The 15,135-nt window shown below is 37.0% G+C and carries 11 protein-coding genes; 3 read left to right on the top strand and 8 right to left on the bottom strand.

The window, feature by feature from the left end; translation table 11 throughout:
* The first annotated feature begins 170 nt into the window (after positions 1-170).
* Positions 171-2,168 carry an excinuclease ABC subunit UvrB gene (gene uvrB, locus ANA7108_RS0115710; RefSeq protein WP_016951756.1) on the top strand — a complete coding sequence of 666 codons (1,998 nt, stop codon included), beginning with the start codon at positions 171-173 and terminating at the stop codon, positions 2,166-2,168.
* Here the strand turns inward: uvrB and ANA7108_RS0115705 are convergent.
* From ANA7108_RS0115705 to ANA7108_RS0115690, 4 genes are all read right to left on the bottom strand, one after another.
* Positions 2,165-2,512, bottom strand: a complete 348-nt coding sequence (locus ANA7108_RS0115705) for an STAS-like domain-containing protein (protein ID WP_016951755.1) — start codon at positions 2,510-2,512, stop codon at positions 2,165-2,167. The two genes, uvrB and ANA7108_RS0115705, sit on opposite strands and share 4 nt — an antisense overlap.
* Complete coding sequence (locus ANA7108_RS28220; RefSeq protein ID WP_016951754.1) at positions 2,493-4,607, bottom strand: hypothetical protein; 2,115 nt, start codon at positions 4,605-4,607, stop codon at positions 2,493-2,495. The genes ANA7108_RS0115705 and ANA7108_RS28220 overlap by 20 nt, the downstream gene beginning before the upstream one ends.
* 78 nt (positions 4,608-4,685) lie before the next feature.
* Complete coding sequence (locus ANA7108_RS0115695) at positions 4,686-5,306, bottom strand: hypothetical protein (RefSeq protein WP_016951753.1); 621 nt, start codon at positions 5,304-5,306, stop codon at positions 4,686-4,688.
* Between the two features lie 57 nt (positions 5,307-5,363).
* Positions 5,364-7,580 (bottom strand): bifunctional serine/threonine-protein kinase/formylglycine-generating enzyme family protein, encoded by a 2,217-nt coding sequence (locus tag ANA7108_RS0115690; RefSeq protein ID WP_016951752.1) that lies wholly within the window; start codon positions 7,578-7,580, stop codon positions 5,364-5,366.
* 516 nt (positions 7,581-8,096) lie between these two features.
* Here ANA7108_RS0115690 and mtnC point away from each other — a divergent pair.
* Positions 8,097-8,804, top strand: coding sequence for an acireductone synthase (gene mtnC, locus ANA7108_RS0115685; RefSeq protein WP_016951751.1), 708 nt, complete (start codon positions 8,097-8,099; stop codon positions 8,802-8,804).
* A gap of 122 nt (positions 8,805-8,926) precedes the next feature.
* The gene (locus ANA7108_RS0115680; protein WP_016951750.1) at positions 8,927-9,598 is read left to right on the top strand and encodes a rhomboid family intramembrane serine protease; all 672 of its coding nucleotides are present in this window, start codon (positions 8,927-8,929) and stop codon (positions 9,596-9,598) included.
* A 3-nt stretch (positions 9,599-9,601) separates the two neighbouring features.
* Here ANA7108_RS0115680 and ANA7108_RS0115675 read toward each other — a convergent pair whose 3' ends face one another.
* The 4 genes from ANA7108_RS0115675 to crtB all read right to left on the bottom strand — a co-directional run bounded on the left by ANA7108_RS0115675 (position 9,602) and on the right by crtB (position 15,092).
* Entirely contained in the window at positions 9,602-11,782 is a 2,181-nt protein-coding gene (locus tag ANA7108_RS0115675; RefSeq protein WP_016951749.1) for a polysaccharide biosynthesis tyrosine autokinase, read from the bottom strand.
* A 55-nt stretch (positions 11,783-11,837) separates the two neighbouring features.
* Positions 11,838-13,166: a polysaccharide biosynthesis/export family protein gene (locus ANA7108_RS0115670; RefSeq protein WP_016951748.1), complete on the bottom strand. Its 1,329-nt coding sequence runs from the start codon at positions 13,164-13,166 to the stop codon at positions 11,838-11,840.
* Positions 13,167-13,217: 51 nt separating this feature from the next.
* Complete coding sequence (locus ANA7108_RS0115665) at positions 13,218-13,937, bottom strand: cyanoexosortase B system-associated protein (protein ID WP_016951747.1); 720 nt, start codon at positions 13,935-13,937, stop codon at positions 13,218-13,220.
* A 252-nt stretch (positions 13,938-14,189) separates the two neighbouring features.
* Positions 14,190-15,092 (bottom strand): cyanoexosortase B, encoded by a 903-nt coding sequence (gene crtB / locus ANA7108_RS0115660; RefSeq protein ID WP_016951746.1) that lies wholly within the window; start codon positions 15,090-15,092, stop codon positions 14,190-14,192.
* Between the last annotated feature and the right edge of the window lie 43 nt (positions 15,093-15,135).

The raw sequence follows: 15,135 nt of genomic DNA, 5'->3' as shown, positions 1-15,135 counted from the left end.
AACCTTAAAAAACCAGGCTAAAAGATAAGTTTCTTGACAACTGATACATAAGTAAATTTAAAGAGTCACATTTTGTTAAAAATTATTGCTAATTATCGGTTTGACCATTAAAGCCCCACGGGAACAGATGGTGAAGCTACTATGGTAAAGGGTATCTTCAGCAAAACTGTATGACGGAATTTTGTCTTCAAGCTCCCTTTACTCCAACTGGCGATCAACCTCAAGCGATCGCACAACTTGTAGCCAGCATCCAAGCGGGTAATCGTTACCAAACTTTACTCGGTGCGACGGGAACTGGTAAGACTTTTTCTATCGCCGCAGTTATTGAGAAAATCGGTAAACCGACTTTAGTATTGGCGCATAATAAAACCCTGGCCGCGCAGTTATGTAATGAATTACGGGAATTCTTTCCCAACAACGCTGTTGAGTATTTCGTCAGCTATTACGACTATTATCAACCAGAAGCCTATATTCCCGTCACCGACACCTATATAGAAAAAACAGCGGCGATTAATGATGAAATAGATATGTTGCGACATTCCGCCACCCGTTCTCTATTTGAACGCAAGGATGTCATTGTTGTGGCTTCAATTAGCTGCATTTACGGTTTAGGAATGCCGGCACAATATTTAAAAGCAGCCATCCCTTTGCAGATTGGTATGGAAGTTAATCAAAGGCAGATTTTGCGCGATTTAACATCAGTGCAGTATAGCCGCAACGATATAGAAATGGGTAGGGGAAAATTCCGCGTTCGCGGTGATGTTTTAGAAATTGGTCCAGCTTATGAAGACCGAATAATTCGCGTTGAATTTTTTGGTGACGAAATTGATGCAATTCGTTATATTGACCCCGTAACTGGAGAAATTCTCAGTAGTTTACAATCTGTAAATATTTACCCTGCACGTCACTTTGTTACCCCAGAAGAACGTTTAGATGTTGCTTGTGAAGATATTTCCGCAGAATTAAAACAGCAAAAATTATCATTAGAAGAATTAGGAAAATTAGTAGAAGCACAACGCATAGACCAACGCACACGTTACGACTTAGAAATGTTACGAGAAGTCGGATATTGTAACGGTGTCGAAAACTATTCTCGTCATTTAGCAGGTAGACAAGCTGGAGAACCACCAGAATGTTTAATTGATTATTTTCCTAAAGATTGGTTATTGGTAATAGATGAATCTCACGTTACTGTTCCCCAAATTCGGGGAATGTATAATGGCGACCAAGCCAGAAAAAAAGTATTAATTGATCATGGTTTTCGTCTTCCCAGTGCTGCGGATAACCGTCCTTTAAAAGCAGATGAATTTTGGCAAAAGCCTAATCAATGTATTTTTGTTTCTGCTACTCCTGGAAATTGGGAATTAGAAATTTCTGAAGATAATATAGTTGAGCAAGTAATTAGACCAACAGGAGTAGTTGACCCAGAAATTTTTGTTCGTCCTACAGAAGGACAAATTGATGATTTATTAGGAGAAATTAAGGATCGAGTTGACCGCCACGAAAGAACGTTAATTACTACTTTAACTAAACGCATGGCGGAAGATCTAACTGAATATTTGGAAGATAAAGCCATTAAAGTCAGATATTTGCATTCTGAGATTAATTCCATTCAACGTATTGAGATTTTACAAGATTTACGTGAAGGTAAATTTGATGTGTTGGTTGGGGTGAATTTGCTAAGAGAAGGTTTGGATTTACCAGAAGTTTCTCTAGTTGCAATTATGGACGCAGATAAAGAAGGTTTCTTACGTGCGGAACGTTCTTTAATTCAAACCATTGGCCGCGCAGCCCGACATATTCGCGGAAAGGCGATCATGTATGCTGATAATTTAACAAAAAGCATGATTAAAGCTATTGATGAAACTGACCGCAGAAGGGGTATTCAAATAGCACACAACAAAATGCACGGAATTACACCCCAACCAATTATCAAAAAATCAGGTAATGCAATTTTGTCTTTTTTAGATGTATCTCGGCGGTTGAATGCGAGTGATTTAAAACTTGTTGATGAACATATAGATGAATTATCTTTAGAAGATATTCCTGAGTTAATTACATTGTTAGAAAAACAGATGAAAGATGCAGCGAAAAAGATGGAGTTTGAAGAAGCGGCAAAATTACGCGATCGCATTAAACATTTAAGGGATAAAATGTTGGGACGTTAGAAAGTTCTAGCCATATCTGTAATCACCGTATCCACAGCAGTACGATATTTTTCATCAGAGTAATAACGTTTAGCATTAGCCATCACGTGTTTAATAACATCCCTCCCATCATCATTGAGAGAAGTGAATTGCAGTAATTGATTCAACTTCTCTGCTGGGATATCTTTCAACAATTGACCAAATGCAAAATTTACGAATGGAGGTGCAAAAATTTCCACTCCTGCAAAATCTAACTCTACAGTTTCACCAGTTAGTAAATATGGATGAATCTGATTATATAGCTTTTGTCCACCATCAACGGTGATAGCATATTCACCTACAATATCATAAACTTTGTATATCATTTCTGTATGTCCTTACCTTATCAAAATAAAAATATTCAAAATAAGAATCGAGTGTACCTGTAGATGGGTTGCGTGTTTTCCATAGTTCTGCTTTTAGCGATTCATTAGAATTTACGTTATCAAGTAAAACTAATAACTGTGGAACACTAAGAAACCAACTGTTGGAAAAAGGTGAAGAGTTGGAAGTAGTAGAGTTTAAATTATTTAGTTTGTTTAAAAGGTCATTTATTTCCTCCTGAACTTTATCAGCTTTTGTTTGAAATAGTAAATCGGTTATATCAATTTGATTCCTAATCATTAGATCGAGTAAAAATACAACATTTCTATCATTGAGTCCACCAAAATCTGATAGTGTAATTGCTATTTTAGCAACATCTCTTCCATCTAAATCAATTCTTGAACCAGTTTTTAGCGGTAAGCAACCAGATTCCCTAATTAATTCTTCATGTCCTGCAAGCTGAGTTTGTGCTTTTATTAAACTTCTAGTAATATCAAGAAATATATCAACTTGATTACCACCCTTGGCTTGTGGCGTTAATTCTTTCTTTTTAACTTCAATAAATATTATTGTATCCTTAGTTTCCACAACTAAGTCACATTCACCTTGGATACCATTAATCTTATATTTACCGAATTTGCAAGATATTCCTTTTTTTTGAAACTCCTCTTTAATAAATTCTTCTATTTGATGACCAACTTTTTGATCAAGGCTTTTATTGTCAAATTGCTGTTTAATATAAGAAATTATATATTCATTTTGTTTTAGAAAAGAAATAATAGCTTGATAAAAAGCAGGTGAACACCATGATGGATTTAACATTACATATTCATCATTGCTTGTTTTCAAAAGAGGCTTAAATTGAAAATCTACAGATGAAATATCATTGGGGAATTTTAAGTTGTGATTAGCAGATTTCTCATGTGATAGGATATCTAAGATGTTTCTCAGACTTTCGTGAGAAATATTGGGCATTTTTGATGCTAGAGATTGAAAATCATAATAAGTTGGTGTTCTATCATGATTTGCTGATTGAATAATTGTCTCTATAACTTCAAAAATTTGATCTAAATCTAACCCTGTTTTAGTTCTAAACAAACCTCTATCAATCCATCCAAACAAACCACGTAAAATTCTTAAAACATCAGATGGTCGCAATTGAGTTAGAGTAAATATGCTATCATAAACTGTAATATCTTGTAAAAAGTTGACTAAAGTGTCTATTGTTTGGAAAAATATTGGAAGTCGTTCGTAAAGCTGTACATCAAATATTGCTGCAAATTCCCTAGAAGTTTCAATTAATCTTTTCCAAGTATCTTCTGGAGAACCAGAAATTAATTTAGGTGATTTTAGAGGATTTTTAACAGCAAGATTTATAAGATAAGATACAGGTACATTTGGCTCATTTGAGTCAAAAGTGCGGACTAAATGATATCTTTCTTGTTTATGATTAAACGAATATTCATTTTCTATCCAAGCAAATAAATTAGAAACTACGTTTATACCACCAAGAAATTTTATATCATCCTCAAGTTGCTTGATTAATCTCTCTTTTTCTGAAGGGTTCATTATTACTTTTCCATCTTCAATACTTAATTCATAGCCTTTTTCCTTTAAATTCTTGGCTGCACAACCTACTGCAAATTGACGTTTATATCTTTCTTGAAAGTCTTCCATGCTAGGTTCTGCAATCGGACCAGCTAGAGTTCTAATATCCTTAACTGCTTGAATAGCTGTTCGCCATTGATTTTCATGATCTAAAGAATAAATACTACCGTTTGTTATAAAGAAGAGAATTTTTTCTAAAATAGCCAAATAAGGCTGTAAAGTTTTTTTATCAACTATATAGCTTAGAATAAAATATTCTCTTAATTTCCGTAAATGTGATACCTTAAAATCAGAGTCACAGCCACCACAAAGAGATTCTTGTACTACTCGTTGAAGATGAAGCTCTACTATTTCACCTTTTAAAGAATCGTCATAAGCTATTCCATAGTGTTCATACTGCCTATAAAAATCTAATTTCTCTATATCATATTCAGCTAATGTTGAGCTTGTGGTATCAACCAGGTTTCTAAATTGAATTTCTAAAGACATATTGTGTACAGCTTTTTGAGTTAAGATTTTAGCGTTTGTTGGTATTTAGGTATTATAACAGCATCCGTTTTTAACGCGCTACATCCACCCCCGCAATTTTTTATGCACCACTGCTAAATACCACATATAGTCATCAATCTTGTAATTATCAGCAGCTTTAACAATATACTCTTGCGCTAACTCCACATTATTCTCAGCTTCATAATACAAACCTAAATAAAGATGACTGTAAAAATTACCCTTTACTCCATGCAACTTACCCACATTTAACACATCATCAGTTGTACAATTTCCCGCAAACAAATCATAGACAGAACGCATAATTTGTCTGGAGTCATTTTTCACAGGTAATAGAGAATTACGCGCTTCTGTCACACCTGATAAACGAGCAATACAAAGATATCTCCAAACTGTTTCTTCCACATCTTGAGAATTTACAGTTAAATCTATTTCAAACTGTTTAGCACCCTCAGCAAATCTTTCAACATAATAATAAGATAAACCACGTTGCCAAAGATAGGGTGTGATTTTAGAATCTAATTTTTCTGCGGTGTCAAAATCTTGAATTGATTCCTCAACTTTAGCTAGTTTAAAGTAAAACATCCCTCGTTGAATGTAAGCATTAGGGTTATTTGGTTGATTATGAATAATTTTGTTCCAGCGTTGAAGTTGATTCTCTAGAGAATTGGTAGAAAACATGATTTATGTAATTAAAAAATCTTATTTTGTGAAGTAGGAATATTTGATAAAGAACTACTAACTCGTAGCAGAACAAGCAACACGAAAACCGTGATTGAAATCCTTGCAAGTCGCAACGTAATTAACGCGATACGCAGAACGACAGTAAACAGGACGATAAGACCAAGAACCACCGCGCAGCAAACGACGAGGATGTTTATCACTTCTACTCAGTCGCGCACTACCATCAATTGGCGCACCTATATAATTATCATACCAACCATCTTCGCACCATTCCCATACATTACCATGCATATCGTGTAAACCGAAAGCATTAGCGGGAAAAGTTCCTACATTTGTAGTTTCTTTGCGGTTAACACCTTTTGAGCCATTACTATAAACATATTCACCATTATAATTTGCTAAATTAGTGCTAAGAGTAGCACCAAAATAAAATGGTGTAGTTGTACCTGCACGACAAGCATATTCCCATTCTGCTTCACTGGGTAAACGATATAATTTACCTGTTTTTCGTGATAATCTCGCGCAAAACTCCTGTGCTTCATACCATGATATTTGTTCGACTGGTCGGTTAGCACCTTTAAAATGAGATGGGTCTGGGTTTAAATCAATTTGAACTTTTGGGAAACAAGAAACAGCTTTCCATTGTGCTTGGGTGACAGTAAATTTCCCCATAAAAAATGGTTTGATAGTCACTTGATGTTGAGGACTTCCCCTATCGGTGCTTTCTAGTTCATTTTCTGGTGAACCCATTAAAAAAGTACCACTAGGAATAATAACTAGTTCTAAAATTATGCCATTTTCTAATTCTTCTAAAAATAACTCTGCTTTTTTCTGACTGCGCTGAATTTCCCAGGCTGTTCCTAAACCCAAAAATCTAGATTTTAAAATTAGTTCTGCCGTCTCAAATTCAACTAATTTAGTTTTAAAAATAGAAGAAGATTCTAGTTTGTCACTTAATATATTTTCTGATTCTGGCTGAGGATTATTTCCTGCTATTGAACCTGTTGAAATAGATTGCTGATTTTGATTTATTTTTTTTATTTCTTGTTGTTGACGTTCATATTCTGCTCTTTTAAAAGCCAGAATTTGTTGCTCTATCATAGCAATTTCTTCATTCTTTAAACCTAGGAATTGACGATAGTCTTTCAAGTCTTTAATCATTGATGGACTAAAAGGATACTGCTTGTTAACAGCATTCATGAATACTTGTTGATACTCTTTCAACTTGCTTTCTTGTTCCTGACGCATTCTTAGTTGTTGACGTTCAGACTCTCGATAGGGTTGTAAAACTGCTGATCTAATTTCCCGTGCTTCTAGTTCAGATAAGCCTAACTCAATTCTTTTAACTTCCAATATTTTCAACACTGTAGAAGAAAATTTTCCGTTACTTTGTTGAGCGAGATTTGCTGTTTCTTGATAATATATATTTCTGACAGGAGTAGGAACTGGAATTACTGTAGGTAGAGAAGAAGTTAATTTTTTTAAATCCGCCAAAGCTGTTTGAGCATTGGAGTAGCGTAAGCTATAGTGACGACGCACCATTTTTGTGAGTACTTCCGTTAAATTGTTACTGACTTGGACTGCTTGTTTCCATTCTAATTCTCCTGTTTCTGGGTTTTCTTCAATATTTTGGGGATGTAAACCTGTTAAGGCTTGAATAGCAGTTATCCCGACAGCATAAATATCACTTTGAAAAACAGTTTTTCCTCTAGCCTGTTCTGATGGCATATAACCATAAGTACCTGCCACAATTGAACTTTGCAGATTACCATGACTATTGAGCATTTGGGTAGCCATTTCCTTGACTATTCCAAAGTCAATTAAACATACTTTGCCATCTTGCTGTCGCCGAATGAGATTTGGCGGTTTGATATCGCGGTGAATCACCCCTTGCTGGTGGACAAATGCTAAAACTTCTAAAACATCCTGTAATAATTTTGTGACATAACCCTCACTAAGCTGCTTACCGCGGAGAATTTCTTTGTCTAAACACCGTCCCTGAATAAATTCCTGCACTATGTAGAATTTTTGGTTTTCCTCAAAGTACGCTAGTAGGTGAGGAATTTGAGAATGTGTACCCAATACCTCTAAAATTCTTGCTTCTTTATCAAAAAAATTCGCAACACGAACATTAAAGTGGTGTTGAGGGAGAAGTTCCTTCACCACACATATAGGTTTACTGGGTTTTTGGGTGTCTGTAGCTTTATAAGTAACGCCAAAACCACCAGTTCCTAAGACTTCGATCATTTCATAACGTCCACCTAGCAGCATAGTCTAATTGCACCTAGAAACCGATACAGGGAGGATATATACAGCTTAATCTAGTATAAGCTTTGGTAAGTATAATGCGTTTATTGAACTATGGGAAATTTAGATGGTGTTTGAATAGAGGGCTGGGTATCTGAGGACACTGATACGTATCGGCGTTGCTGAATAAGGGGATGATTGAGGCTGACGCGGGGACACGGGGACATGGTGATTATATATTGATGCAGATTCTCAAATCATCCTGCAATTATGTAACGCCGTCATATCATTTCCGCCTAATTCAGTTATCAAAAAAAATTCTCCGCGTCAGTCTAAATGATAAGTATATTTCTGACGAGACGCTACGCGAACAACCGGACATGATATAAATTTGCTTGCGCCCAGCTTCAGAAGATTTGCGATCGCAATCTATACTAAAATTTTAAAGTTGTTATTTGTCCATCACAAGCTGATTAGCGCTGGTGTTGCTTTCCTCTCAGGTCTAAAGACACGCTCGTTTCCTACATACCAAATATTTCTATGACAGTTACTTACCAAGGCAACCGACTTAAAATTATTCTGACCGATATTGAGGGTACTACCACCGATATTAGTTTTGTACATGAAGTGCTTTTTCCGTATTCTGCAAAACATTTATCAGACTGGGTATATAATCACCTAGAATTGTCGATTATTCAAGATATCTTCCAACAAGTTAGAGAAATTAATAACCAATCAAATCTTGATGTGGAAAGCTGCCTGAGTCAGTTGATGATTTGGCACACTGAAGACCGCAAAATTACTCCATTAAAAACTCTACAAGGTTTAATCTGGGAAGAAGGTTATGACAGTGGTGATCTGAAGGCTCATGTGTATCCTGATGCTGTCAAATGTCTTCAACATTGGTATGCTAAGGGTTTAACCCTAGCTGTCTATTCTTCCGGTTCTATTGCTGCTCAGAAACTATTGTTTAAAAATACTTTAATGGGGGATTTAACTCCATTATTCTCCATGTACTTCGATACAACTACAGGCAATAAGACGGAGAGTCAGTCTTACCTTACCATTGCAGAAGAATTACTTGTCCTCCCGCCAGAAATTTTGTTCCTGTCTGACTCTTCAAAAGAGTTAGCTGCGGCCAGTGCTGCTAATTTCAACGTTTGTGGATTAAATAGACAAACTACATCTGTAGATCATGACTTTATATATGTGAACAATTTCTCGCAAATTCCTTTAAAATTTTTATAAAAATAACTGGTATTTAAATAGAGATTGCTACAATAAATACACGGAATTATTTTCGGTTTCGCTGATCAATTTCCAGCCAATCAGGTTATATTGCAATTAATATATCATGAGAAAAAACTCCTGTGTTTCCTCTTTACGATGAAAACCCAACACGAATCACTCCGTATTTCACTTACGGATTGATTGGAATGAATATTTTCATTTTCTGGCATGAAGTAAATTTGTCTAATGGGCAATTAGAGCAGTTTTTTCAGTTATATGCTGTAGTACCACAAGAGTTGACAAATAACTTTGCTGGGGAGTGGACAACGTTATTTACTTCACAATTTTTACATGGTGGTTGGTGGCATCTCATATCAAATATGCTGTATTTATGGATATTTGGTAACAATATTGAAGATCGCTTAGGACATTTTAAATATCTAATTTTTTATCTGTTTTGTGGTGCTTCTGCTGCCTTATGTCAATGGTTTATTGGTATGAATTCTGCTATTCCTTCCTTGGGGGCTAGTGGTGCAATTGCTGGGGTCTTAGGTGCATATCTGCTTTGGTTTCCTCAAGCAAAAATTAAAACCTTAGTTTTCCTAGGTTTTTTTGTCACCATCATCAATGTTCCCGCAGTGGTAATGATTGGTCTTTTCTTTATTCAAAATTTGATTTCTGGTTTTGCTAGTCTGCAAGCATCTGCCAATATGAGTGTAGAAACTGGAGGTGTTGCTTACTGGGCGCATATCGGTGGTTTTGTGTTCGGGATGATTTTTGCTCCCCTGTTTAGGTTGCTTCAGCGTGATTAGTCTCTATTTTTTGCCGAAAATAGTTGAAATTTCGGCTGCTGGTTCGATAACTTCTAAGTCTATTTCCGGCGGCGAGACAAGTAATTCTACTACTGGTGCAGGTATATTAACTTTGATATCAGCACCATTAATAATAGCTCCTAACAGCCCCAACTCATCTTCTACCAATTGATCAATGGCTTCACCTAACATATTTTCTTGTGTATGGTTTGGTCGTGCCACCAGAATTATACCATCACTGTAGGGTTGAATTAATAATGGATCATTGGAAATACTGAGAGGATTGGTATCCAATATAACTAAATCATAGCGTTCGCGTGCGTCTTCTATGAGACGGCGCATTTCCCCTGATTCGATAATAGCAGCAGATTGACGTACTGGTCCGGCGCTGGGAATAATGTATAAATTTTCTACATCGGGAACTAAGCGAATGCAGTCACTCAAGCTGGAATAATAAAGCAGAGGTTCAATAGTAGCATAGGAATCAGGAGAAACTTTCAAGGCTGAAGCACGGGAGGGCGATCGCAAATCGGTTTCGATAATTAAGGTTCTTTTACCAGCCAGTGCGGAAGCTATACCCAAGTTATAAGCACTGACTGTTTTCCCTTCCTGACTACTGACGCTAGTAATCAATATCACCTTCAAGTTTTGACCACCTATCCGGCGCAAATTACTACGAAACTTTTCATAAAACTCTAAGTATGGCGAGTCTGAAGAAAGCAGGACTGGTAAGGCTTCTTGATCCAAATCATCAACTGGGATCAAAGGCAATTCTCCTAGCAGTAGCACTTCCTTTTGTTTGAGACTTTCGCGGATATCTTCTCTGGTTTTGAAAGTTCCTTCCAATGACCCCAACAAAAATATAATACCCCCACCAATAACTACACCTAAGAAGCCACCGATAGCTAATGTAGAAGGCACACTTTTTGGTTTAATCTGTGTTGCACTCACTGTTGGCTGATTAGCAATACTGAGACTACTGACAGTTTCTGCTTCTGCAGTTTTAGCGTCAGTTAGCTTGGCTTGCATTTGGTCATAGATAGCTTTTTTCAGTCCAACTACCTGCTCCAAACGCGATCGCTCTAATTGTTTATTGGGTACAAGAGAAGATTCTCTCCTTAATTGTTCCTCTTGTTGCTTTTGCTGTTTTAGTTGTTGTTCTAGGGTCTCTCGTTGAGTTTGCAAAGCTACCATTTGGTTTGCTAATGCCTGTCGCGTGGGATCTAGACTACTTTGGGTACGAATCCCCGTAACATTACCCCGGATAGGAGCTGCCATCCCACCACCACCTAACACCTCAGAGGCACGTTCTTGAAGTAATTCTTCAGAGGCTTCTTTTTGACGCTGTAATTGAATCATTGTGGGGTGTTCAGGTCGTAAATCTTTTTTAAGAACAGCTATTTGTGATTCAACTTGATAAATTTGCGATCGCAAGCTGGCAATAATTGGATCGGCACTCAAAGCTGAAGAAACATAAGCCTGTCCGACTGTTAACCCCAATTTATTTTCTAAACTACGGATTTGGGCATCAATCCCAGAAATGGTAAATTGAATTTGTCTTTGTTGATTCTGGCTAGACGTAATCCCACCTAGCAAACTTCCATTTTCAGCTGCAAAAATTGCTGGTCTTTCTCGGCGATCATACTCTTCTAGTTTATTTTCAGCGGCTTGGAGTTCTTGTTTAAACTCTGGTAAGCGATCATTTAATTTTTTAATAATAGTTTTTAATCGTCCAGTATTAATCTCACCACTTAACTGAACCATTAACTTCATCAATTCGTTCAATACCTCTTTAGCTCTGTTAGGATTGCTATCTACATAACTCAGGATAATGGAGTTTAATTTCCCACTTTTGTCTCCCTTAGGAAATTTAATTGTCACATTAGAACCAATCGTTTTTGGTTTAGTTTTGACTTTAGCTGCCACAGTTTCAAGAATTTGGTTGGATAATAAAATATCTTCTGTTAGTTCTTTACCTTGTTCTTGAATATCTGTCCCTGTTTTGGAGAAAGAAATTGTTGGACTAACGTAGTTTAAAGCAGATTGTGCTACGTAGGTAACTGGTGGATCTGGTTGTATTGCAACTACTATAGAACCAGCTACTACTAAACAAGAACTAGCTATTCCAACCCATTTATACTTTTCAAATGCAATTATATAACGTTTAACAATTGGTGGTGTCATAGCATTTAATTGGTTATTAATTATTAGTTATCAATCATAATTTTTGGAAAAGTTTTTAATTTGACCCACCACCAAATAAGCCGCTACCAAAATTTTCAAAAAAGCGGATAAATGATTGTACATTAAAGTAAGGTTGGGTGATAGTACTCAATAAATTAGTAAGTTTACCAACAAGATTTCTGCCAACAACAATTACATCATTATCTTGTAATGCTACATTTTGAGAAACATCGCCACTAAGTGCCTTTTTCGCATCAAGTCTTTGAGTAACAGCTTTTCCTTTTTCAGGATCAAAACGAACCAATGCAATATCTCTAAGATTAGCAGTATTCAGAGGAACACTTCCTAACACGTCTAGAAATGTACTGCCATTGGGTAACGATTGAAGGGAAATTCCTCCCGCAGCATAGTTGAGAACTCGGACTTTAATCTGGGGGATAGCTAAATTTGAACGTGCCACCAATTTACGATCATAACCGTCATCAGTACCAAGTTCTCGACGAGGTATAATTATTGAATCCCCATCTTGTAAGCGCACCTGAGGCAGTGAACCACCATTTTGCAAAGCCGTATATAAATTAATAGTTTGTGAAACTATGGAACCATCAGTTAATTGACGACGAATTAGCACTTGTCTGAGGTCAGCGGTCAAGGTAGAACCACCTGCTAAAGGCAAAAGATCAGTAATTCGCGGCATTCCTGAACCCGCAGAATAAATTCCTGGACGAAATACTTCCCCTGTAATTGTAATTTGTACTGGACGCATCTGTGTCAAAGATAATATGACTGTATCAGTAGTAATCGGACTTAAGGCCAAGCGAATTTTTTCTTGGGCTTCTTCTAAACTTAAGCCTTGTATAAAAACTTTCCCGACTTGTGGAACCAATATATTGCCGTCTTGACTAATTGTTCCTTGAAAACTCAAATCTTGACGTTGCCCACTTAGTGATAATAATATCTTTGGATTAATGACATAACGATCTAAGCTAGAGCGAATTTTTTCCTGTGCTTCTTGCAAAGTTAAGCCTTGCAAAGATATGACTCCCAACAGCGGTACGACAATGTTTCCTTCTAAATTAATTGCCGCTTGAAAACTTAAGTCTGGAAACCGCTCAACTGTTACAGCAATAGAATCTCCAACTCCTAAGCGGTAAATTCCAGGAGGACGCTGAACAACGACGGCAATTCCATCTCCTATCCCTAAGAAATAGCGGCTGAATTGTGGTGAAATTTCCTGATTTTCATTACTGGCAGCAGGTGCGGAAAATTGCTCTGGTGCTGGTTCTGAAGATGTCGAAGGCTGGGCTACAACAGGTGGGATGGATGTGATTAAGCTAACACATACCTGAATAGTTAAAAAACACAAGGCGCTGAATGTACGCATATAAAAACTAGAAACTGTCAACATCAGTGCAGTATGGTTAAATAATATACTCTAAAGAATTTTTGCCATCAATGCAGTTTGCACTGTTTCACCCAGAGACTGAAGCTGTGGCCAAGATGTTTCTGCTTGTCCAAAAGGCTCCATTGGTATCAAAATACTCACAGCTACCCAAGGAACTCGCTTTTTTTGCCACTGTGCTAATTGGTCTGCCACAAACCAATTCACTGGTAATGAAGTTCCACTATCTGGCATTGCGTACCATTGTAAAACAGCAAAAGTTTGTTGTTGTGTTGTAGCCCGAAAAAATCTAGCTGCAACTTTTTTGGTTGTATTTGACTGAAGAGTGGGCTGTTTAACAGTAAATTCAGCAGGACGATATTGAGCTATATCCCACTTTCCCCAAGTTAATTTCCCCCAGCCGTTAACATCTGTCCACTCTATCTCTGGTTGATCCCTCGGTCCATTTTGTGGTAGCAAAAGCAGTATAGCCTCAATAGCTGACTTTTCTTGCTTGAGTATCTGTAAAGACCATTGATGTTCGCCAATTTGTGATTCTGACTGTTTAATAGTTTGCCACCCAGGAAGACTTAATCCCACTTTGCGGATATTTTTCAATTCCTTGAGTTTAATTACTGGTAGTGGCTGTTTCCATGACCATTTTCCTGTTAGGTATCCAGGAACGGCTCCCGCTGCTAACAACACTAGCAGTAATATTAGCACTGCCAACTGACTCCATTGCTGTCCCTTGAAAAACTTTGATAAGGAAGTCATTAGTAAAATTTTCAACACTTAGACAGCATTATACTCGATGAAACGGGCAAGTGTAGCAACTACTAAGGTACTGAGAACACCAACAAAATTATCTAGTTGATTCCGACTTCCCATTTCCAACTATAAATTCTGGCGTTGCATAATTGCGGGATGATTTGAGAATCTGCATCAATATATAATCACCGCGTCTCCCTGTCTCCGCGTAAGAGCGTCAGCCTCAATCATCCCCTTGTTCAGCAACGCCTAAATTCTTTACACTTCCTGCACTTCCTCGTCTAATTTCATTGGTGGTGCTTCTACTAAGTAACTATTCATCCAATTTAGCAAAGGTATTAATAATAACAACATACAACCCGAATAGAGGTCGCCACCCCAACCTTCATGTAGCCATGAAAAAGCTCCATCTTGGCCTGTACCGTGAAAGAATGCCAGTAAAGTGTTACGAATAATATTAGCAGTTACACTGATAACCACAGCAATAGATAGAAAACCAAAAGTTATCCGTCGTGAAGATAAAGCATCTGTCCAATTAAGCAGCATTAAACCCACATAAAGAGTGGTAAATAACATTTTCAAACCTGCACAATAGGGAGCTACTTCCACGATTCGCCCACCTATATATAAATTTATACCATCTACTACTACTTTCATGCCAAATTGATTGAGGATAAACGCAGCTGTACCAGCAATAAAGCTTTGTAGAGGAAAACTATAGGGAGTTATCAAATAAGGTAATGCTGTTGGAGTTGCTAAAAATACTAGGATTAGGGGAAATCCCTCTAATTTTAACCCTGGTATTCCCTTAAACCATAAGCATATTGCCGTAAGGATGATGGGTAACGAAAGGTTTACCCATTCAGTTACACCACTGAGATAAAAAACTGCCCCTATTATTAATAAGCCAATGCCAACAGGATTGATAATATTAGGCAGACGTTGCCACTGTTTCCGGTTTGTCCAAGCTAAATAACCAGCAAACGGTAGACCAATAATACCGTGGCTGAAATACTCATGTTCTATACTAATATTCTTGTGCAGCCAACCATCTAACCAATGTAACAAGATAGGACTATAGAGCAATAACAAAATTCCTAAAATGCTAAAACTTAACAATTGTTCCGTGTTTCTGCTTTTTAATTGTTGCTGGATAGCCATAGTTGAAACTCACAATTAAATCAGGATGAAATTATAAAAGTCT

The sequence above is a fragment of the Anabaena sp. PCC 7108 genome (assembly GCF_000332135.1).
Taxonomy (GTDB): domain Bacteria; phylum Cyanobacteriota; class Cyanobacteriia; order Cyanobacteriales; family Nostocaceae; genus Anabaena.
This window is presented reverse-complemented; position numbering and strand designations above follow the sequence as displayed.